General features: G+C 51.4%; 19 protein-coding genes. 7 read left to right on the plus strand and 12 right to left on the minus strand.

The window, feature by feature from the left end:
• Positions 1 to 114 precede the first annotated feature (114 nt).
• From HW115_RS00305 to kdsB, 3 genes are all read right to left on the minus strand, one after another.
• Positions 115 to 573, minus strand: a complete 459-nt coding sequence (locus HW115_RS00305) for a RidA family protein (RefSeq protein WP_178930583.1) — start codon at positions 571 to 573, stop codon at positions 115 to 117.
• A 63-nt stretch (positions 574 to 636) separates the two neighbouring features.
• The gene (gene pyrG / locus HW115_RS00310; RefSeq protein ID WP_178930584.1) at positions 637 to 2,253 is read right to left on the minus strand and encodes a CTP synthase; all 1,617 of its coding nucleotides are present in this window, start codon (positions 2,251 to 2,253) and stop codon (positions 637 to 639) included.
• Positions 2,254 to 2,304: 51 nt separating this feature from the next.
• Complete coding sequence (kdsB, locus tag HW115_RS00315; protein WP_178930585.1) at positions 2,305 to 3,048, minus strand: 3-deoxy-manno-octulosonate cytidylyltransferase; 744 nt, start codon at positions 3,046 to 3,048, stop codon at positions 2,305 to 2,307.
• Positions 3,049 to 3,172: 124 nt separating this feature from the next.
• Between kdsB and HW115_RS00320 the strand changes: the two genes are divergently transcribed.
• From HW115_RS00320 to HW115_RS00335, 4 genes are all read left to right on the plus strand, one after another.
• A complete protein-coding gene (locus tag HW115_RS00320) occupies positions 3,173 to 4,762 on the plus strand; it encodes a sodium:solute symporter family transporter (RefSeq protein ID WP_178930586.1) in 1,590 nt (529 codons plus the stop codon).
• A 378-nt stretch (positions 4,763 to 5,140) separates the two neighbouring features.
• Positions 5,141 to 6,643 (plus strand): chromosomal replication initiator protein DnaA, encoded by a 1,503-nt coding sequence (gene dnaA, locus HW115_RS00325; RefSeq protein ID WP_178930587.1) that lies wholly within the window; start codon positions 5,141 to 5,143, stop codon positions 6,641 to 6,643.
• 192 nt (positions 6,644 to 6,835) lie between these two features.
• The gene (gene dnaN / locus HW115_RS00330; RefSeq protein WP_178930588.1) at positions 6,836 to 7,933 is read left to right on the plus strand and encodes a DNA polymerase III subunit beta; all 1,098 of its coding nucleotides are present in this window, start codon (positions 6,836 to 6,838) and stop codon (positions 7,931 to 7,933) included.
• A 107-nt stretch (positions 7,934 to 8,040) separates the two neighbouring features.
• The gene (locus tag HW115_RS00335) at positions 8,041 to 8,568 is read left to right on the plus strand and encodes a rhodanese-like domain-containing protein (protein ID WP_178930589.1); all 528 of its coding nucleotides are present in this window, start codon (positions 8,041 to 8,043) and stop codon (positions 8,566 to 8,568) included.
• Positions 8,569 to 8,652: 84 nt separating this feature from the next.
• On the opposite strand, the gene HW115_RS00340 is transcribed toward HW115_RS00335, so the two are convergent.
• From HW115_RS00340 to HW115_RS00380, 9 genes are all read right to left on the minus strand, one after another.
• Positions 8,653 to 9,108, minus strand: a complete 456-nt coding sequence (locus HW115_RS00340) for a GNAT family N-acetyltransferase (RefSeq protein WP_178930590.1) — start codon at positions 9,106 to 9,108, stop codon at positions 8,653 to 8,655.
• A 20-nt stretch (positions 9,109 to 9,128) separates the two neighbouring features.
• Positions 9,129 to 10,682, minus strand: a complete 1,554-nt coding sequence (locus HW115_RS00345; RefSeq protein WP_178930591.1) for an FMN-binding glutamate synthase family protein — start codon at positions 10,680 to 10,682, stop codon at positions 9,129 to 9,131.
• A 157-nt stretch (positions 10,683 to 10,839) separates the two neighbouring features.
• Complete coding sequence (locus HW115_RS00350; RefSeq protein ID WP_178930592.1) at positions 10,840 to 11,385, minus strand: hypothetical protein; 546 nt, start codon at positions 11,383 to 11,385, stop codon at positions 10,840 to 10,842.
• Positions 11,386 to 11,699: 314 nt separating this feature from the next.
• Complete coding sequence (locus tag HW115_RS00355; protein ID WP_178930593.1) at positions 11,700 to 12,686, minus strand: TlpA family protein disulfide reductase; 987 nt, start codon at positions 12,684 to 12,686, stop codon at positions 11,700 to 11,702.
• Between the two features lie 142 nt (positions 12,687 to 12,828).
• A complete protein-coding gene (locus HW115_RS00360; protein ID WP_178930594.1) occupies positions 12,829 to 13,266 on the minus strand; it encodes a LysM peptidoglycan-binding domain-containing protein in 438 nt (145 codons plus the stop codon).
• A gap of 88 nt (positions 13,267 to 13,354) precedes the next feature.
• Positions 13,355 to 14,176 (minus strand): TatD family hydrolase, encoded by an 822-nt coding sequence (locus tag HW115_RS00365; RefSeq protein WP_178930595.1) that lies wholly within the window; start codon positions 14,174 to 14,176, stop codon positions 13,355 to 13,357.
• A 20-nt stretch (positions 14,177 to 14,196) separates the two neighbouring features.
• Positions 14,197 to 15,978: a POT-type proton-dependent oligopeptide transporter gene (locus tag HW115_RS00370; RefSeq protein ID WP_178930596.1), complete on the minus strand. Its 1,782-nt coding sequence runs from the start codon at positions 15,976 to 15,978 to the stop codon at positions 14,197 to 14,199.
• Positions 15,979 to 16,035: 57 nt separating this feature from the next.
• Positions 16,036 to 16,689: an HAD family hydrolase gene (locus tag HW115_RS00375; RefSeq protein ID WP_178930597.1), complete on the minus strand. Its 654-nt coding sequence runs from the start codon at positions 16,687 to 16,689 to the stop codon at positions 16,036 to 16,038.
• Between the two features lie 291 nt (positions 16,690 to 16,980).
• Positions 16,981 to 17,811 (minus strand): mechanosensitive ion channel family protein, encoded by an 831-nt coding sequence (locus HW115_RS00380; protein WP_178930598.1) that lies wholly within the window; start codon positions 17,809 to 17,811, stop codon positions 16,981 to 16,983.
• A gap of 111 nt (positions 17,812 to 17,922) precedes the next feature.
• Here HW115_RS00380 and HW115_RS00385 point away from each other — a divergent pair, with 111 nt between their 5' ends.
• The 3 genes from HW115_RS00385 to rnhC are packed head-to-tail and all read left to right on the plus strand — an operon-like array spanning position 17,923 to position 21,045.
• Positions 17,923 to 19,233 (plus strand): aspartate aminotransferase family protein, encoded by a 1,311-nt coding sequence (locus HW115_RS00385; protein ID WP_178930599.1) that lies wholly within the window; start codon positions 17,923 to 17,925, stop codon positions 19,231 to 19,233.
• A 58-nt stretch (positions 19,234 to 19,291) separates the two neighbouring features.
• Positions 19,292 to 20,143 (plus strand): aminotransferase class IV, encoded by an 852-nt coding sequence (locus HW115_RS00390; RefSeq protein ID WP_178930600.1) that lies wholly within the window; start codon positions 19,292 to 19,294, stop codon positions 20,141 to 20,143.
• A complete protein-coding gene (gene rnhC / locus HW115_RS00395; protein ID WP_178930601.1) occupies positions 20,140 to 21,045 on the plus strand; it encodes a ribonuclease HIII in 906 nt (301 codons plus the stop codon). Before HW115_RS00390 ends, rnhC begins: the two co-directional genes overlap by 4 nt.
• Positions 21,046 to 21,049 lie beyond the last annotated feature (4 nt).

The raw sequence follows: 21,049 nt of genomic DNA on the forward strand, positions 1-21,049 counted from the left end.
CAATCTCCGCTCGGACGTTCACTTTTCCTCTACAAAGGAGAAAGCACAATAAAAAAGGGGAAGGCCTCTCGGACCATCCCCTTTTTGTGGTAGATTGTGTTTTGTGGGCTGAGATTATTCGACTTCGACCACCATGTTGATTTCAACGGAGACGTTCAGAGGCAGGGCTGCTGCTCCCATTGCAGTGCGGGAGTGGATGCCTTTGTCACCAAAAATTTCAACCAGCAAATCAGAGCAGCCATTAATCACTGCGGGGTGTTGATAGAAGTCCGGCTCAGAGTTGACAAAGCCGCCAACGTTGACAATGCGCACCACTTTGTCGAGGTCGCCGATTTCTTCTTTCACGACGGCGAGTCGGTTTAAGGTGATCAAGCGGGCCGCTTCCTGGGCAGTTTCCAGCGAGGTGTCTGTTGGAACCTTGCCGAGATAGGTATCGGTGTCAAATGGGGGAATACCACCGGCGAGGAAGAGCTGGTTGCCAGAGCGAACGCAGTTAACATAAGAACCGGCTGGTGCCGGGGCTTCGGGTAAGGTGTATCCGAGGGATTGGATTTTTTCTTCGATAGCAGACATGAGCTGTGGATGTTGGAGTTGTCGTGGAACAGATGATGCGGGGTGGATCGTTTCGACGGGTTTTTATTGTGACGAATGAGTCAGTGCCGCGGCAATGAAGCCGGAGAAGATCGGGTGAGGGTTGTTTGGTTTCGACTGGAACTCCGGGTGATATTGCGCCCCAATGAAAAATGGGTGCTCCGGGATTTCAACCACTTCGACAAGTCCTTCCTGGGCCGAAACGGCACTGATCTTGAGTCCCTTGGATTCCAGTTGCTCCCGGTATGCCGGGTTGAATTCATAACGGTGTCTGTGGCGTTCGCTGATGGTTTCCTTGCCGTAGAGCTCGGCGGTTTTTGTGCCGGGCAGGATATTCGAGTCGTTGGCTCCAAGTCGCATGGTCGCTCCCATATCCTTGATGCCTTTTTGCTCTTCCTGTAAGGAAATGACTGGATCGGGGCTGTCTTTGTCGAATTCGGTTGAGTTGGCCTCGGGCATGCCGCAGACATTGCGGGCAAACTCGATGGTCGCAATTTGCATCCCCAGACAGATTCCGAAGTAGGGGATGTGGTTTTCCCGGGCGTATTGGCAGGTGAGGATTTTGCCTTCGGTGCCCCGGTCGCCAAATCCACCTGGGATGAGGATACCATTGACTCCGCTCAGGTGGGCTGCGGCACCCTCTTTTTCGATGGCTTCGGCATCGACCCGCGTAATGGTGACTCGGGTGTCATGGGCTGCACCTGCATGGGTGAGTGATTCGTAGATCGATTTGTAGGCGTCCTGCAGTTCGATGTATTTGCCGACGACGGCGATCCTGACTTCGTGAGTCGGGTTGATGATGTGGTCAACAAAGCTTTGCCAATCACTCATATCCGGGGTTGGAGATTCGATACCAATTTTATCGCAGACCATGCGGTCGAGGCGGTCGCGGCGCAAGTCGATCGGGCATTCGTAAATCGTGTGGTCGACATCGCGGAAAGCCACGACATTTTTTTTCTCAACGTTACAGAACATGGCGATTTTCCGTTTGTTGTCCTCGTCGAGGTCATGTTCCGTCCGGCAGACGATGATATCGGGCTGGATTCCGATTTCACGCAATTTGGCGACCGACTGTTGGGTTGGTTTGGTTTTGATTTCACCGGCAGCCTTGATCAGAGGCAACAGGGTAACGTGAATGAAGCAGACGTTTTCTCTACCGACATCGAGGGAGAACTGCCGTAATGCTTCAAGGAAGAGGTGACCTTCGATGTCTCCTACGGTACCACCGATTTCGGTGATGATAATATCGGCATCAGTGCGTAGGGCCACATCGTTGATCCGAGCTTTGATTTCGTCGGTGCAGTGGGGGATGAACTGAACGGTTTTTCCGAGATACTCACCGCGGCGTTCTTTGCGGATGACGTTTTCAAAGACCTGGCCCGATGTCAGGTTGTTGAACTTGGACAAGGTGCAGTTGGTGAATCGCTCGTAGTGACCAAGGTCGAGGTCGGTTTCGGCACCATCATCAAGGACGTAGACTTCACCGTGTTGGAATGGTGACATGGTGCCGGGGTCAACATTGAGGTAGGGGTCGAATTTTTGAAGCATCACAGAAAGTCCTCTGTGCTCGAGCAAGGTTCCGAGGGATGCTGCGGCGAGTCCTTTTCCGAGGGAAGAAACGACACCACCGGTGACGAAGATATATTTGGTTGGCTGAGGCATGAGTAGATCTGGTAAGGTTTGGGATGGGCGTTTTTTATCGAGAGTGTGACGTCAGATTAGCAGGGCTTCGATGGCTTGGGCTTGTTCGAGGGTGTCGACCCCCGGCGATTCGTCATCGGTAATCAAGACTTTGATGCGGGCATTGTTTTCGAGTGCCCGGAGTTGTTCGAGGGATTCGGCAAGTTCGAGTGGGCTTGGGGGCCATGAGACGAACTGTTCGAGAAAATCGCGGCGGTAGGCATAGATTCCTTTGTGCCGGTAGAGTGTAAGTTCCGGACTCTTTGAGCGCTGGAAAGGAATGGCGCTACGGGAAAAATACAGGGCATCGCCATTGAGAGCCAAGACGACCTTGACCACATTCGGGTCTTTGATCAGATCGTCATCCATGAGGGGGTTGGCTGCAGTAGCCATGGAGATACCAGGATCCTCACAGAGGCTATCGGCAAGCTGGTCGATGAGTGCGGGATCGATCAAGGGTTCGTCCCCCTGGATGTTGATGACATGGGAGGCTTGGGGGAATGCCCGGGCTGCCTCGGCGATCCGGTCGGTGCCAGTCGGGTGGCTGTCTGATGTCATGATGACGGAGGCTCCGAATGCAGTGGCGGCCTCGCAGATGCGCACATCATCCGTGGCGATGGCGATGGCATCGAGGTTCCGGCACTGTTGACAGCGTTCCCACACGTGTTGGACCAGAGGTTTTCCGGCAATCAGGTGGAGGGGTTTTCCAGGGAAGCGGGTCGAGGCCCAGCGAGCTGGGATGATGCCGAGGATGTGATGTTTTCCAGAACTAGCCACGATGCGTAAATCTGGAATTGAGTTATGAATGATGTGGGGAAAACGACAAGACTCTTTTTACATTACTTTGAAGTTTTCAGTTTGGGGGTTGATGCGGGCATCGGTTCTGCTAGTTTCCGCGTCTATGGATCGAGCGGTGCACACGTATTTTACTTCCTGGGATTGGGCTGTGGTTTTGGTGTATATGCTGTTCACCACGTGGCTCGGTCACCGGCTTTCCGGCAAGCAGGCAAACATCAAGGATTTTTTCCTCGGGGGGAAAACCTTGCCATGGTGGGCCGTGAGCGGGTCGATGATCGCGACCGAGATCAGCGCTCTGACTTTTATTGGTGTTCCTGGGATCGTCTATGGCCTGGAAGGCGATTGGACCTATTTACAGTGGGGGCTGGGATCGATCGTTGCGCGTTTCGCCGTCGCTTATTGGCTGATTCCTTTATATTATGAGAAAGAGATTTTCAGTCCTTATGATTTTATGGGGGACCGGCTCGGGGAGGGGGTGAAGCGTTTGGTCACTTTGCTGTTTTCTCTTGGAGCCATCCTTGGCCAGAGTGTTCGGGTGCTGGTGACGGCGATTATTCTTCAGGTGGTCACCGGGATGGATGTTTGGTTGTGCATTTGTGCGATCGGTTTGGTTGCGGTGATTTGGACATTTATGGGGGGGATGCAGACGGTGATCTGGACGGATGTGATCCAGTTCTGTCTCTTTATCTTTGGCGGATTACTCGCATTTGGCATGCTGGTTGGCCAGCTTGGCTGGACTGAGATCTCTGCGCTGAACCAGATCGAGGTGAATGGGAGGTCCATCGACAAGCTTCAGATTCTCGATTTGACCACTCCATTCTCGGATCCGGCATTGAAATACACCTTGTGGGTGGGCTTGTTGGCGATGCCTTTTCAGAATGTTGCCGCGTTCGGGGTGGACCAACTCAATACCCAGAGGATGTTTTGTTGTGGGAGTGTCAAGGAGGCTCGCAAAGCGATGTGCTGGAGTAGCGTATCCATTCTTATTACCGTGCTGATGTTGGCCGTAGGCAGTGGACTATTTGCCTGGTATCAAAGTTACCCACCATCCGGTTCGATTTTGAAGAGCTTTGAGTCCGATCCCAATAATGTTTTCCCGACTTGGATTACTCTGGAGGTGCCCGTGGGGGTCAGCGGCTTGATCCTTGCCGGAGCCTTCGCCGCAGCTATTTCCAGCCTGGATTCCATTTTGGCTGCCTTGAGCCAGACCAGCTTGTCTGTTCTTTTTGGACGTGAGCGGCTGGAAGCCGAAGGCAAGGGGGCCGAAATGGTCAGGCTCTCCCGAATTGCTGTTTGTGTCTGGGGGGTGATATTGACCCTGGCTGCGCTCGGACTGATGGAAATCAGGAGCCGGAACACTGACAGCGATCTGATTAAGCTGGCCTTCGGGATGGTTGCCTACACCTATGGACCACTTTTGGGCGTTTTGTTGGCTGCTCTTTGCCCTATACGAAGCCATCTCACGGGTCTTCTGTTAGGGACTTTTTGTTCCGTCTGTCTGGTTGCCTGGTTCCGTCCCGAGTTGCCGCTCGTTTTGGAGATGCTTGATTTTGAATACCTTGCCGACAAGGTGAAGGATTCTCGACCCGGCTTGGCCTCAGAATGGTTTTTCCCGCTCAACGCCGCACTGACTTTCGGCTTTGGAATCCTCAGCGGTTGGCTGTTTCCTGATAAATCAAGGTTGCCGGGCTAGTCTGTGCATTCAAGATCAATGGGTTCGGTGTCGCGACCCTTCGGGGTCTATTCTGTCGTGTGACAGATTTGTCAGAGTGTTGAAATTGAATGTTAGGTGATGTTAGGTGGTGTTAGTTGTAGTTAGGGTGAGTCATTTCACTCCTATGTATTAAATTTTGAGTCAAGTTTTTTAAAATTTTTCTGTGGAACCGTTGTGGAATGGCTCGTTTGAGAAAAAAGACACCGCAGGGGTTGAAAAGTTTTGCGAAAAACGGTCGATCAGGCTTGGATGTCGTTGCTGCTCGATCAGCGCCTGCGCTCATCTGAGACCGCAGGGGGAGATCGGTAGTTCACCCTAATTTTTGACTATTTCACCACCCAAATCTTGAAGAATTCCATGAATCAAGCCTCGATCCCGACAGACGACACCCCCGCAATCAACGATGACCTTTGCTCCACGCTGGTGGAAGACATGAAGCAATTATGGGAGAGTGTATCGGGGGCCTTGAAAGGGCTTGTTAGTGGGGACGCCTTCAGTCGCTGGTTTTTGTCTGCAGAGTTGGTGGACATGAATGAGACCGAGGCCGTGCTCGCGGTTGAGAGTGATATGCATCAGGTATGGATCGAGACCAATTACATGCCTGAGGTTCAGACGGCTTTTTCCCAGGTTTCGGAAATGCCACGCAAGGTGCGAGTGGTCGTTGCGGATGAACAGGAGGTTCAAATGAGCCAGCCGAAGGCGAAGGAAGCCAAAGCTGAAGTCCCCGTGGTGGATCGGCAGCCCATTCAAGTCCCCGGGCAGGGGAAGGGTGAGTCCACCCATTCTGGTGGCGGTCAAGCCGGAGGGCAGGATGTGATGCAGAAGAAGCTTCGTTCTGCCGGATTGAATCCACAGTTTAGCTTTGACCGTTTTGTTGTCGGACAGAGTAATGAATTTGCCCAGGCCGCCTGTGTCGCTGTGGCATCGGCCAAGCAGGCGGTATACAACCCATTATTTATTCACGGCGGGTCCGGGTTGGGGAAAACTCACTTGATGCAGGCGATTGGTCAGCGCTTGATGAAGGAGAATCCATCGGCTCGGGTGGTGTATCTCACGTGTGAAAAGTTTATCAACGAATTCATTGAGATGGTGCGCAAGGGGGGGCTTGACCGTTTTCGGCGCAAGTATCGCCGAGCGGATATTCTCCTCATTGATGATGTTCAATTTCTTGCTGGCAAGGAACGCTCACAGGAGGAGTTCTTCCATACCTTCAATGAGTTGCTGGATTTGCAGAGTCAGGTTGTGCTGACCTCTGACCGTCCGGCGTCTGAGATCAAGAATGTTGAACCTCGTTTGATTTCGCGCTTCGAGTGCGGACTGACTGTGGAGCTACAGCCTCCAGGAATGGAGACTCGCTTGGCGATTTTACAGCGCAAGATGGAAGATTGGGACGTTTCACTTGGCGATGATATTCTGACGATGCTTTCGGAGCGCATTCAGAGTAACGTGCGTCGCCTTGAAGGTGGCTTGGTGAGGGTGGCAACCTTCGCATCGCTCGGAACGGAACAAATTACGGTAGAGCGTGCGGAATTTCTTCTTAAGGACATTTTGCGCGAGGAGGGACAAAAACGAGTCAATATCGACTCGATTCAAAAGGCCGTTTCGAAGCATTTCGATCTAAGGCTTGCTGATATGACCAGTCGCCGACGCCCTACCAATATTGCTTTCCCTCGCCAAATTGCGATGTATTTGAGTCGTAAACTAACACCAAGTTCTCTGGTTGAGATTGGAGACGCCTTCGGTGGTCGCGATCATGGAACCGTGATATATGCGTGTAAAAAGGTGAAGGACAGCATTGAGAGTGATGTGCATACCCGGGATTCCGTGGATATGTTGATCACGACATTGCAGAGAAAATAGCAGTTTGTCGGGGACCGGAAGGTCTTGTCGACAGATGAGGGATCTTCAGCCGAGTCCGGTTTTGCCTTGGCTCGGCGATGGACGTATTGGGGGTTGAAAAATGTTCAAGATTTGTTAAAGAGTGCTTGCCTTGGTGCGTGAATGCTTCAGTATTTGCGCATACTGATTCCTTAACAACCTGATTTACCGTCTATGAAATTTTCAATTAGCAAAGAAGCCTTTCTGGAGGCGCTCCAGCAAGTGCAACATGTCGTCAGCACTCGGGCCACGTTACCAATTTTATCGAATGTTCTCATCGAGGCTGTCGGTGGCAAACTGAAACTGACGACCACGGATCTCGACGTGGGGGTGAGTGGTTCTGTCGATGCCAATATTGAAAAAGAAGGTTCTACGACCTTACCGGTGAAGCGTCTCGTGAGTATTGTCGCCCAGCTTCCCGCCAGTGAAGTGGAAGTCACAGTGGATGCGAAAAACCATGCGAGCATCAAGTGTGGCCCCAGTTTTTTCAAGATCATTGGTTTGGGCGAGGAAGAGTTTCCTCCCTTGCCGAAGTTCGAAGAGGCAACCGAGTTTAAAATTGCCCAGAGTGTATTGCTCGATGCGATTAAAAAAACTTCCTATGCCATTTCCACGGATGAGACCCGCTATGTCTTGAATGGTATTTATGTTTCTTTCAGCGAAGGAAAAATGACCTTTGTCGCCACCGATGGTCGCCGCTTGGCCATGGTGGAAAACGATCTGGAGTTCCCAGCCAGCCATGAGATGGATATCATCATTCCAGCCAAAGCGATTGGAGAACTTCAGCGGATGCTCGGAACTGAAGGTGATGCCTTGGTTCTGCTGAGTGGAAACCAGATTAGTTTCGACATTGGTGGCAGCGTGATCGTCAGCAAGTTGATTGAGGGGAACTACCCGAATTACAAGCAGGTGATTCCCGGACAGCGTAAAGAGCGGGTCACGATTAATCGTGAAGAGTTTCTCCACACCGTGCGTCGTGTCTCACTCCTGACTTCGGAAAGTTCTAATTCTGTAAAGCTGACATTCAGCACGGGCAACATTGATGTCCAAGCGAATTCGAAGGACATTGGTGAGGCAAAGGAACCGATCGTCGCCGACTATGATGGTGAAGAATTTGCAATTGCCTTTAACCCCGAGTTTTTGATGGCACCTCTGAAGAACCTGAGCGATGAGTCAGTCTATCTTGATCTCATCGATGGAATGAGCCCCGGAGTGATCCGTTTGGATAGTTCGTTCCTCTATGTCATCATGCCGATGCGGGTGACCTCATAAGGCGGAGATCGAAGAGGAAATGAATCGCCCGGTAAGTTTGAGGCTTATCGGGCATTTTCTTTGATCATCACTTTGCAACGTATTAGCTTTGTGTCAGAGTTTTCACTATGAAGAGTGCGGTTGATTGTTTCTCATGTTCGCTACTGGCGGCTGTTTGTTTGTTGTTTTATTCATGTGCCGACCCGTCTGCTGAGAGCCTGCAGGCCGAGGGTAAACCTCAGCAAGAGGTGCCAGTTGCCAAGGCGGATGAAGGTGGACCAACGCGTGATGCTGTTCAGTCACCCGGGGACCGAGAGGCGGGAGAGATTACAGTCATTCGTTTGGAGCATCTGTTTGCTCTGAAACAATCTGGTCAAGTGTTGTTGGTCGATTGCCGGCAGCCTCTGTTTCATCGGATGGGGAGTATCCCCGGGTCTGTGAACCTTCCAGTTAAAAAGTTTGATTCCACATTTTCTGAAATGAAGCCCTCATTGGACGAGGCCCGGCAAGCGGATCAAATCATCGTGTTATATTGCCAGAATGAAAAATGTCCGTATGCCTATCAGGTGGCGAAAAAATTATCAGCCAAGGGATACAAGGTCACGATCTACAATGGTGGCTGGGATGAGTGGAAGCATGCGGGCTTGGAAGATTGATAAAAACGCCACAAAGGTGGGGTATAGGAGCTGAGAGTCCAGGCTGGGGGGATGGTAGGATCGAAGGCGTGCTGAAGCCTTGGCTTATGGGTTCTCGATTCGTGCAATTCTCCAATCCGACATGACGGTAGCTCCGAGCGACCGATAGAAATCGATGGCTTTTTGGTTCCAGTCGAGCACTGCCCAGTCGACTCTCGGGCAATTGTTTTCTCTGGCGTAGCGAAGGACTTCAAGAATGAGTTTTTTTCCAATGCCGGTTCCTCTGTGATCTGGTCGAACGTAGATGTCCTCGAGGTAAATACCCTGTTTTCCGGTGAAGGAAGAATAGTTGTGATAGAAGAGAGCAAAAGCGGCGAGGCTTTGTGGGGCTTTGGCTTCTGCGACCAGGCATTTGGCCACGATGGGTTTTTCAAACAATGCTTTTTTGAGATCATCTGATTGGGAGCACACTTTGTGTTCCAATTGTTCAAAGCTGGCTAACTCACAGATCATGGTATGAATTTCCTGACAGTCGTCTGGTGTAGCGTTTCGGATGGTCATGGTTTTTGTGTGATGTGGTCTCAGGCTGGAGCGGGTGCCGCTTCCTTTGGGCGGTGGCATTCCATCATACGGCGGATGATCTTACAATCTTCGTCACAAGGGCAGGGTGAGGACCGGTCATAACCGAAGAGGTCTTTGAAGGATGTCGTTCCCAATTGTCCGTCGAGGATTTCAAAGTGATTGGTGGTCAGAAATGCAGGATGGCAAAATCCGGCTGCATGACAGAGTTTGATGATTTCATAGCGTAGCGTAACCACATAGTTGGCGAGCCTGGCTGCTTTTAATTGTGGATCTAGCCCCCGCATGAGCCACCGGTTATGGGTTGCGACTCCTGCTGGGCAGTGACCGGTGTGGCAGCGTTGCGCTTGGATACAACCGATGGAAATCATGGCTTCGCGGGCCACGGAAATCATGTCACAACCGAGACCAAAAGCGAACAGGGCGTCCATCGGGAAGCCCAGTTTTGCCGAGCCTATAAAAACGATGTTTTGGCTGAGCCCGGCGCGTGCAAAAATGGAGAACACCTGGGGGAAGGCATATTTAAATGGGAGGGAAACGTGGTCGGAAAAGGCCAGGGGCGAGGCTCCGGTTCCTCCTTCTCCACCATCGATGGTGATGAAATCAACGCCTCTGGATCCATCTGCCATCAACTCGGCGAGCTCGTCCCAAAACCCGAGTTGTCCGACTGCGGATTTGATGCCCACCGGTAGTCCCGTATGTTTTGCGATGGCCTCAACAAGGTCAAGCAAGCTGTCAGGGTCGTGGAAAGCACTGTGGTGGGCCGGGCTGTTGCAATCGCGGTCTGTTGGGATTCCCCGGGCACTTGCAATTTCTTGTGTGATTTTTTGTTTGGGTAGGAGTCCTCCCAATCCTGCTTTGGCTCCCTGACTTAGCTTGATTTCGATGGCTTTAACGTGGGGGTGTTTCTCAATGGTATTGAGTAATTGCGCCATTGAAAAGTGGCCGTTGGCATCTCGGCATCCAAAATACCCGGTCCCGATCTGGAGCATCAGTTCTCCTCCATGGCAGTGATGCTCGGAGACTCCACCTTCACCTGTATTCTGCAGGCACCCGGCAATGCCACATCCTTCATTGATGGCTCGGGTCGCTGCGCTGCCGAGAGCACCAAAGCTCATCCCAGAGATGTTGACGATGGAAGAAGGACGAAAGGCCTTCGCTCGTTTCCTGGCAGCGCCCAGAACCTTGGCACAGGGCGCGGGGTGGAGAGGGTCCGGGGGTTGAGGCGGTGGGTGAGGAAAAGTCGATTGTTTCAGAATCAGATAATTGGGTGTCAATTCCATGTCGTTGTCCGATCCAAACCCAAAGTAGTTATTCTCGTTTTTTGATGAGGCATAGATCCAACGACGTTGGTCCCGGTTAAATGGCCGCTCCTCATCGTTGTCGGTTACAATGTATTGCCTGAGCTCCGGCCCGATGGCTTCTAAAAAATATCGAAAGTGGCCGATGATTGGAAAATTCCTTAATATCGCGTGTCGCTTCTGGATCAAATCATAGACGACCACAATGATCAGAATAACAATAAAGACGAGGGATAGAATCTGGATGACACTCATGGCTGGATAGACGGATATTGAACATGATAACAGCAGAAAGCGCTCAGTGCGTCGAGGTGATTCAGAGATTGGCTTTTTTCCATACAATAAGAAAGGGGCCCCGGATGTGATCCGAGGCCCCTTTGAGTGATGATGTGTCAGTAGCGGAACGAGCGCGTTAGCCCTTTTTCTTAGCTACTTTTTTAGCTTTTTTGACCGCCTTTTTTTTGGCTGGTTTGGCTGCTTTTTTAGCTGGCTTTTTAGCCTGCTTAGCGGCTTTTTTCTTGGCCTTTTTTACGGGCTTTTTCGCGACTTTCTTTTTGGCTGCCTTTTTCGCTTTTTTAGCGACTTTTTTCTTTGCTGCCTTCTTCGCTTTTTTTACGGCCTTTTTGGCGACTTTCTTTTTGGCTGCCTTCTTCGCTTTTTTTGCTACCTTTTTCTTAGCTGCCTTTTTGGCTTTTTTGACGGGCTTTTTCGCGACTTTCTTTTTGGCTGCCTTTTTCGCTTTTTTAGCGACTTTTTTCTTCGCTGCTTTTTTGACAGCCTTCTTGGCTACTTTCTTTTTGGTCGCTTTTTTTGCTACCTTTTTTACAGCTTTCTTTTTGACCGCTTTTTTAGCAGTCTTTTTTGGAGCTGCTTTTTTGACGGTTTTTTTTGCAGCGCGTTTGGTTGGGGCTTTTTTAGCCTTTTTCGCGACTTTCTTTTTAGCGGTCTTTTTTGGCATAACGTTACGTTAGGTTGTTTCTTGGTGTAGTTGATTCGTTTGTCTCTCTTTTGTTTAGGTTCTGGATTTGATTTTCCTGGAACTGTTTTTCAATGTTGAGGTAAAACGAACAGCGTTTGTTTCGTTAGAGAGTTCTAGTGTTTTAAGTGGATAGTTAGTTATGTCACTTAATAGCTACAACTCTCTTATTGACACATACAATGCCCTAACGGATTGGGTAGGTCAAGAAAGGAGTTAAACTTTTATGAAGTTTTTTTTATGTAAGGTTTTGATTCAGAATGGATAGTTGGCAGTGAAGTGTGTTGGAATCGTCATTAATGAGTGCACCCTTCGTCGTGTGTGTGACCAGGAAGATTATTGTTAGTCTTTGCTGGGCGTTCTATTTTCGGGGCGATGGTTTGCAGGTTGTCCCAGAACTCACTTTTTGACGGGTGGCCGTTATAGAGGATCTTACCTTCGCTTGAGATAACGACCATGGTCGGGATGTCGGTGATACGAAGCAGGTTTGTCAGGGACCCTTGTTTGGGATCTTTGATCCAGGAACATCCGGCATTTTTTGCATCTTCCTTGCGGACAATCTCGGCATCCTTTAGGACGAAGTCATTGTAACCAACAAGAACAGAGATGACTGCGAGTTTGTTGTTGGTGCATTGCTGGGAAGTGTGGATGAATTCATCCATGTATTGGTGCACTTCCTGGCTCATGGGGGACCAAAAGTGAAGCACGGCTCCTTGTTTGTCTTTCATCAATTGGCCAAGGGTAATGGCTTTGCTTCCATCTTGAGGTTGGAGCTCAAGCTCTGGCTTGAGCGTGATTTTAGCCATGGCTTCCTTCATTCGAAGACGGTTGATATGAGGGGTGAATGCCTGGCCTTGTCGAGGGCTGAGCCAGAATGCTTCGGTGATGTGTTTTTTGAAGGATGCTTTGTCCTTTTGTTCGAGAGCCGCGAGTGCTTGGGCGTAATGAATAATGGCAAGCCAGTCTTCTTTGACCGCAAAAATTTCAGAGTTATCTGGATTGAATTGGTCTTTTTGTTTGAGTAGTTCAGGGACCAGTGCCGCCATGGCTTTGAAGTTGTCGTGATCTACGAGATGGAGGAAGTGTCCTTCGAGGATGACCTGTTGGTTGACTCCGGCTTTACGTGCTGTCTCAAGCGCCGATGGTAGTTCGTCAGGGGTCATCGCTGAAAACAATTTTTCAATGGCAGCTTGTTTGGGATCGCTTGCGGGTTCCTCGTTGCTTGTGGATGTTTGTGCCTGACTGAGTGTGATGCTCAGTAGGAGTGTAAGAATAGTCCTCATGTTCTTCATTGTTTGGCTTGGTTGGTTTGAATGGGGTGTTGGCTTGGAAATAAAACAGGCAGGCGATAAGCGCCTACCTGTGTGATTCACAATATGATTGAGAGTGGGGCGGTTTTGATACCCTTCTCAACATGCAATGGGATTATTGGCCGGATGGAATGTTGAGTGTTTGTCCGATACGGATGGTATTGTCGTTCATTCCGTTGGCTGCCTGAATGGACTCGACGGAGGTTCCGTATTTTTTAGCCAAGGCCCAGAGGCTGTCGCCTGCGACGACTTTGTGTGCCGTGGTGGGGCCGGTGGGTGCAGCTGGCGCTGCAGCCGTTGCCGGGTCAGAGCCGAGCGGTGGCTGGGGTGACGGGGCTGGGTTGACGCCGGGAAGTGGCTGGTAGGGCGCTGCGCCCGAAGGTGTGTAAACGCCTGACTCGCCTCCTGCCTGGGGAACGCCATATTGGTTACCTGAAGATTGGGCTGCTTGTTGCTCTTTCCAAGCCTTGTATTCCGGATCGTTGGTTCCGCATGCGCTGAAGGCCAGACAGGCCAGCCCGGCTGTGATCGTGATGGTGGTCGTGGTTTTCATGATGAAGTGGTATGATAAGGTTGCTAGTTATTTAGCATTTAATCTCAATTTGTAAAACGGAAGTTTTCTCTTTGATCTTTCATGGCTCTCAGGAAGTTGTGGAAGATTCGGGAAACCTGTAGAATGTTTCCGCGGTGGCCGTGGTGTGTTCTGCCAGGTCTTCCAGCGGTTCGTTTCTTGCAGATGCGATGCTTTCGGCCGTGTGCCGGGTGTATGCCGGCTCATTGCGTTTTCCTCGATGGGGAACGGGAGCTAGGTAGGGGGAGTCGGTTTCTAACATGAAAGAGCCTCGAGGGCATTGGCGGGCAGTGTCCAGAACCAGACGGGCATTTTTGAAGGTGGCGATTCCGGTGAAGGAGATCAGGCCTCCGAGTTCGAGGATGGGGGCTGCTGATGCGAAATCGAAGGGAAAGCAATGGAAGACTGCCCGAACCTTGTCGGCGTGCTTACGGTAAATTTCAAGGGCATCGTCCAGCGAGTTTTGTCCACTGCGGTCTCTGGTATGGATGACGATATTTTTTTCGAGCTTGTGGGCCAGTTGGAAATGTTGCTCAAGGAATGCGCGTTGTCGGGCATGGTAATCGTCATCGCTCCAACCATCCGGTGCCGGATGATAGTAGTCGAGCCCTGTTTCGCCGATAGCGACACAGCGAGGGTGGCGGGCGTGGCCTTCGAGCTCGGCTAAGTAGTCATCGGGTGTTTCATGAACATCGCAGGGGTGGATGCCGATGCAGGCAAAAACTTCTGGGTGCAGCGCAGCAATATCCAGATTGGTTTTGGCGTCCTCCAAATTGGTGGCCAAGGTAACCATGCGGGTGACGTCATGGTCTTTGGCCCGCTGGATCAGTTCGGAGATTTCAGGTTCTTTGAATTGATGGGATGCCAGGTGGCAGTGGGAATCAATGAGCATGAGCTTGTGAATGAAGTGGTTTATTGCTGCATGTAGGTTTTGGTTTTATAGACGCAGGCAAAAGGAATGAAGATCAAGGAAGTTGCGAGCATGAGTTTGGTGAAAAACCAAAAGTAGGCGGCACCTTCAAGCTTGGTTTGACCACCGGCGTAGTAATCGAGTTTGAAGGTTTGATCTTTGTCTTCTTTGGCGCCGGTACTCATTTTCCCCTGACGTTGTTTTTCGCGATTGAGCCAGGTATTTTCTTCCTCTTTCTTGGATTTTTTTGCGGATAAAATGATGCCGAGATCCCATTTCGTCAGATGGGTTTGGTCTGGCCCGTCGGATGAGATACGCGCTTTTTCGTTACTGATCAAAGTGTAGCGAAGCGGGTTGCCCCACGGGTCCTTGAGTTGATTCAGGGTGCCATTTCCTACTTCTGTTGTGGGGAGAGCTTCTTCTTTGTCGTAGTAGGTTTCGATCTCTGCAGCGGCTTCGGCGAGTGTCGCTTGGGCTGGAGAGATGATTTTATCATCGGCGAAGCTGAGGTCGTCCTCGGTGCCTTTCTTTTGGTCAAACCCATCGTGGTGGGTTGATTTTTCCGAGAGTGTGATGCTCGGGATTTCAATGTAGAGGTTGATGACGCCGGTGAGTGCGTTACCTGCGAATACCGAGAGCAGGTAGATCCCCATGACGAAGGATTTCATTTTTCGTGGAGATTGGGTGTAGGCGAATTCCAAGCAGACAATGGAAACGAGAATTTCTGCGGTGGTGAAAATGAGGTAGGCGAGCAATTGCCACCAAACGCTGGGAGTTTCTCCCCGGTCGATCGCTTCCTGGGCCAGCGAAATCACGGAAAAGGAAATGGTCATCAGGAAGAGGCCCATTCCAATTTTTCGGAGAGGGGTCAGCGGTACCAGTTTGTTGACTCCAGGGTAGATGATCCATGTGAAAATCGGGATCAGGACAAGAATTAAGAAGGGGTTGGCGGCTTGGATCTGAGATGGGAGCACCTCAATGCCAAACACGTTGCGGTCCATTTTCTCTGCCTGGAAGACCAGTGACGAAGCCGTTTGGTCGAATAAGCACCAGAAGACAGCAACAAAGAGAAACAGGGGGACGAGCTTACCGATGGCCGTTAGGCCGTCTCTGCTTTTGAGTTCATCAAAGAAGGCCTCTCCGTGTGGAGGAACGTGAATGAATTTGTTTCTGCCCAACCAAAAGGCAAAGGTGGCGAGTGCCATCAAGACTCCTGGAATGCCGAATGCCCAGTGGGGGCCATACCATTTGAGGATCCAAGGAATTGAGAGATTGGAAATAACAGCACCGAAGTTGATGGAGAGATAAAAGATGTTAAAGACCTTTGTCAGCAGGTGCTGATTGTTTTTTCCAAATTGGTCACCTACGTGGGCCGAGACGCAGGGTTTGATGCCTCCGGCTCCGAGCGCGATAAGTCCGAGTCCTCCAAGTAACCAGAATTGGACGATGCCGCCGACTCCCATGAAGGCGAGTGACAGGTGGCCGAGGCAGTAGACCACGGATAGGCGGACGATGGTGTTGTATTTTCCCCAGAGAATATCCGCGAGCAAGGCTCCGAGCAGAGGGGTGAGATAGACGGCTGAGTTGAAGAATGAGACGTAAGCGGTGGCCTTGGTTTCACTCATGGATTCCCCTCCGAGAACGCCAAGGTAGTTTGCCAGAAAAATGGCGAGGGCCGCTTTCATTCCGTAAAAGGAAAAGCGTTCGGCGGCTTCGTTGGAGATGATGTAAGGGATGCCGCCTGGCATCGACTTTGTATCACTTGGGTGGCTGCGGTAAGACATGAATGGGTGTGGTGGATTGATTGGTGAAGGGAAGGGGGAACGTATAGAGGACGACCGTTAGTTCAGACTTTCGAGCAAAGGGATGAGTTCGGTGATATCGTGCAGCAAGTGATGGGGGTGTTCTTTTTCCAAGCGATCTTGGTTGTGGTATCCCCAAGTGGCGGCAAGCGCCAGCATGCCTGCGTTGTGGGCGGTGGCAATGTCCATGGTGGAATCTCCAACAAAGGCGGTGTCTTCAGCTGGGATGCCGAGAAGCGCCGCGGTTTCCAAAGCTCCAGTGGGATCAGGTTTGACAGGGACACCCTCCCGTTGACCAATGACAACCATGAAGGTGCCGGGGAAGAGGAATTCGGCAAACTCTTGGCAAAAATGATGTGGTTTGTTGGAGAAAATTGCGAGTGGTATGCCTCGCTTTTTAAGCTGATCCAGAGTCTCGATGATGCCCGTAAATGGAGGGCTGCCGGTTTGCCACGTGTCAGCGTAGGCTTTGACCATGTCTTGTTCGATAAGTTGAATTTGCTCATCCGAGTAATCTGCAGGGCAAGCGCGCTCGACGAGTTTTTTGATGCCGTCGCCAATAAACCCGCGCACAACGGCTTCAGGGTGTGTCGGCAGTTTGTGTTTTTGAAGCACTCGATTAAGAGCTCTAGCCAAACCCGGAAGGGAGTGAACCAAGGTGCCATCCAAGTCGAAAATAATAGATCGAATCATGTGGGCGACATCATTAGGGGATCATGGTTGTTGTGCAAGACATACTCATCAAAAGGAGAGAACTCATGAGGGAAAGGTCAGCCCCCAGGCTGGAGGGCTTGGAGGCTGACTGTGTAGTATTACAACAAACACGCTGGGGGGGCTTGAACTGACAATAAAAGCATCACCTAGCGAAGTCGCGAAATTAAACACCACCATTCGCCCAATCAAGCTAAATTATAAAAAATGCAATCTAAATCGGCCGGCGGTGGTATAAATGTAAATTTAGGAGCCTTTCCGGGTGAGTTTGAGTTATTGAGTCGCGTCCACTTTGTGGATGTGAACGTCGCTTTGAGGGAAGGGGATTGAGATTCCTTTTTGGTCGAAGGCTTTTTTGACGTTTTCGGTGAGGTCGAAATGGATTCCCCAGTAGTTGGAGGCGTCGGCCCAGACCCGGACGACGAGATTCACCGAACTATCGGCGAGTTCTTTGACAGCGATAAAGGGGGCTGGGTCGGTGTCGATACGTTCATCGGCCTTGATGAGGTTCATGATGATGTCCTTGGCCTGATCGATGTCATCGTCGTATCCAATGCCAAAAAGCATGTCGACCCGGCGTTTGGATTCGGCGGAATAATTGATCAGAGCGCCGGTTGCAACGGGTCCGTTGGGGAGGATGATCCGTTTGTTGTCTCCGGTGTTGATAATGGTATTGAAAATCTGGATTTGGCGGACGGTTCCACTATGACCTTGGGTTTCGATGAAGTCGCCGATTTTGAATGGTTTGAGGACGAGCAGGAGAACGCCACCTGCGAAGTTTTGCAGTGTGCCTGAGAGGGCCATGCCGATGGCAAGTCCGGCGGCACCGATGATGGCGACCAGAGAAGTGGTGGGGATGCCTGCGATTCCGGCAGCTGTAACAAAGAGCAGGGCTTTGAGTCCCATACCGGTCAAACTGAGCAGGAATGTTTCGAGCGCTTCGTCGTAATCCGCTTTTTCGAACCAGTGGGCCATGCCTTTGCAGAGCATCTTGATGACTTTCCAACCGATAACAAAGACGGCAAGCGCGATCAGGAGGTTGGTTCCATGTTCGGTGACGGCTGCGATACCTTGATTAAGTAGGGCGTTGAAGTTAATTTCCATAACGCGATCAACTTAGGTGAAGGACTCTGAGTGACGCAATGCTAAAGCATGTTCTAGAGGTTTTTCTTGCAGGCTCTCGACACTGCGGGATGGGCTGTTTAGGATTGGCTTATGCTTCCCGAGCTGATCACAGAAATCCCCGGGCCCGCATCTGTGGCCCTGGCAGAAGAACTCAGGCGTTATGAAAGTCATAACGTAACTTATGTCGATGAGGCTTGGCCGGTATTCTGGAAGCGGGCCGAGGGCGTCAATGTTTGGGACGAGGATGGGAATCGATTTTTGGATATGACGGCGGCCTTTGGTGTTGCCGGGTTGGGGCATGGGTGGTCGGCGCCGGCGATGGTCGAGCAGTCGCAAGTGTTGGTGCATGGGATGGGGGATGTGCACCCGACCCGTTTGAAGGTAGAGACTTGTCAGATGTTGTCGGCATTGACGTATGAGCGCTGGGGGGCTGGTCGAGGGAAGGTGGTGTTAAGTAATTCCGGTTTTGAAGCCGTTGAATCAGCCATGAAAACGGCGAGGGTGGTGACAGGGAGGGCCGGAGTGCTTAGCTTTGCCAACAGCTACCATGGCATGGGTTATGGTGCTTTGTTGGGGAGCGGGTTTGAAAAATTCAGGCAGCCGTTTGAAGATCAGTTAGCCGCTCGGCGGGTGTCCTTGGCTTTTCCCCGGGATGATGCCGGGATGGAACGGTTCGAAGAGGCGTTGGCGGGAGTGGATGCCTCGGGCATTGGCTTGGTTCTGGTGGAACCCATTCAGGGACGTGGTGGTAAGATTGTCCCTCCCGACGCATTTCTTCCGATGTTGCGAAGCTGGTGTGACCAACATGGTGTGTTGTTGGCATGTGACGAAATTTTTACAGGCTTTAATCGGACGGGTCGATTGTTTGCCTGTGAATGGAGCGGCGTGGTGCCTGATCTGATCTGTGTCGGCAAATCCATGAGTGGTGGATTTCCGATTTCGGCTTGTGTTGGCAAGGCTGAAATCATGGACGCTTGGCCGGTGTCGAGTGGTGAGGCTCTGCACACCAGTACCTTTCTGGGTAACCCCGTGGGTTGTGCAATGTCGGTGATGTCGATGAAAGAGCACGCCCGTGCTGAGCTTGCGGAATCGGTTCAAGGGATCGGTGATTATCTGAAGGCCCGCTTGCATGGCTTGCGTAGTCCTTTGATCCGGGATGTCAGGGGGCGCGGGCTGATGTTGGGCGTGGAGTTGGCCCATCAGGATGGATCACCAGCAAGTGATGTGGCGGGAGGAATTCTTGGAGAAATGATGCAGGATGGCGTGTTTATGTTGGCCGATGGTCCGGCTGGTAATGTGTTGGCCTGGACTCCTCCTTTCGGGGTGAACCGTGAGGAAGTGGATTATGTGTTAGCGTGTTTACAAGCTCGCTTGGAGCATCACGGCGGAATCTCTGCATAGATGCGAGTGGAGTATTCTAGCGATAGAGGTTGACCGCACGTTTGCCAGGAGAATAGATATGATGCATATGAATCAGGTGACGGTAGTAGCGGATGACGGCCAATTGATGCCAGCGGACGAGGTGAGGGTATCACCTTTTGATTTGGGGCTGAGTGTCGGCTTGGGAGTCTTTGAAACAATGCAGTCGTATGACGGTCGGGTGTTTGCCATGGATGCTCACATGGAGCGACTGGCTGCGGGGGCGAAGCGTTTGTCCTTGTCTCTTCCATCGGGTGCTGAAATTCAACATACGATAGGCGAGGTGCTTACCGCGAATAATTTGTTGGTCGGTCGGGGGCGGGTCAGGGTTGCTGTTTCTGACCGGGGGGGGACTTTGACTAAGACCAGCGGAGCATCGCGGGTTCTTGTCAGTGCTGTTGCTCTCGATCCCCCGATGCCCGATGCCCGGGTGGTGACTTCTCCCTATGAATTTGCAGTGCATGGAGGTTTGGTGGGGGTGAAATCTGCATCTTATGCCGGCCATGTGCTGGCTTTCCGGGATGCAATTGCTCGGGGGGCTGATGAGGCTTTGCTGTTTGATGCTCAAGGGCGCTTGTGTGAGGGCGCGATGTCCAATGTGTTTCTTGTGGTCGATGGTATGGTGATGACTCCGGCACTGGATTGTGGTTGTTTACCTGGAGTGACACGATCAATGATCGCTGGGATCTGTGATGGATTGGCATTGGGGTATAAAGAATGTGAGCTTGATCGGAATCTACTGAAGGCTGCGGACGAGGTGTTTCTAACCAGTTCAATCCGAGAGGTTCAAATGGTGCGATCCGTGGATGATGGTGCCGATTTAACATCGGAAGTGACCGGGAAAATCGCAGCCGTTTATCAGGAGCGTGTTCAGCGGGAGCTTGGCTTATGAGTGTTTCCAGTTATACCAGCCCATTGAGTTTGGCACAGGCTGATCAATTAAAGTCCTGCCTTGCCGGGGCTGGATTTGAGTTTAAAGATCGGGCGTATGCCTTGTTTTCAGCCAAGAAAGGAAAGCTCAATGTGACGGTTTATGAAAAAGGCCCCAAGGTCTTGATCCAAGGGAAAGAAACCGAGGATTTTGTGCGCTTTGTCTTGGAGCCTGAAGTGCTTGGAGAGGCTCGCTTGGGGTATGAGCATATTCATGACCCGGAAATGTTTGAACCTCATTTCGGTATCGATGAGAGTGGTAAGGGAGATTTTTTCGGGCCCTTGGTGATTGCCGGTGTTTATACCGATGCTTCGATTACTCGTTCTTTGATGGATGCCGGGGTGATGGATAGCAAGCGGATCAAGAGCTCTGCGAACATTGCCAAATTGGCGGAGCTTATCCGGTCGACGCCCGGGGTGGTCTCCGAAGTGGTGAGTCTCGGACCCGAACGCTATAATGAAATGTATGGTGACTTTAAGAATTTGAACCGTTTGTTAGCCTGGGGGCACGCCCGAGTGATTCGCAGTTTGTCGGGGAAGATGCCGGGGTGTGGTCGGGCCTTGAGCGATCAGTTTGCTCGCAAGGAAGTGCTGGAGCGTGAGCTTGCACGGCATGGCGTGGCCATCACACTGGACCAACGCACCAAGGGGGAAAGTGATGTTGCAGTGGCGGCGGCTTCGATTTTAGCTCGCGAACGATTTATTCGGTGGATGCAGCAATCGAGCGAAAAGTCAGGAGTCGACATTCCGATGGGGGCGGGGGCTCAGGTGGTCGAGGCTGCCCGTAAACTGGTCGACGGATACGGGCAGGAAATCCTACCCAAGGTGGCAAAGATGCATTTTAAAACAGCCGGCGAGCTGTGATGTC

It is taken from the genome of Oceaniferula marina, assembly GCF_013391475.1.
GTDB classification, from domain to species: Bacteria; Verrucomicrobiota; Verrucomicrobiia; order Verrucomicrobiales; family Akkermansiaceae; genus Oceaniferula; species Oceaniferula marina.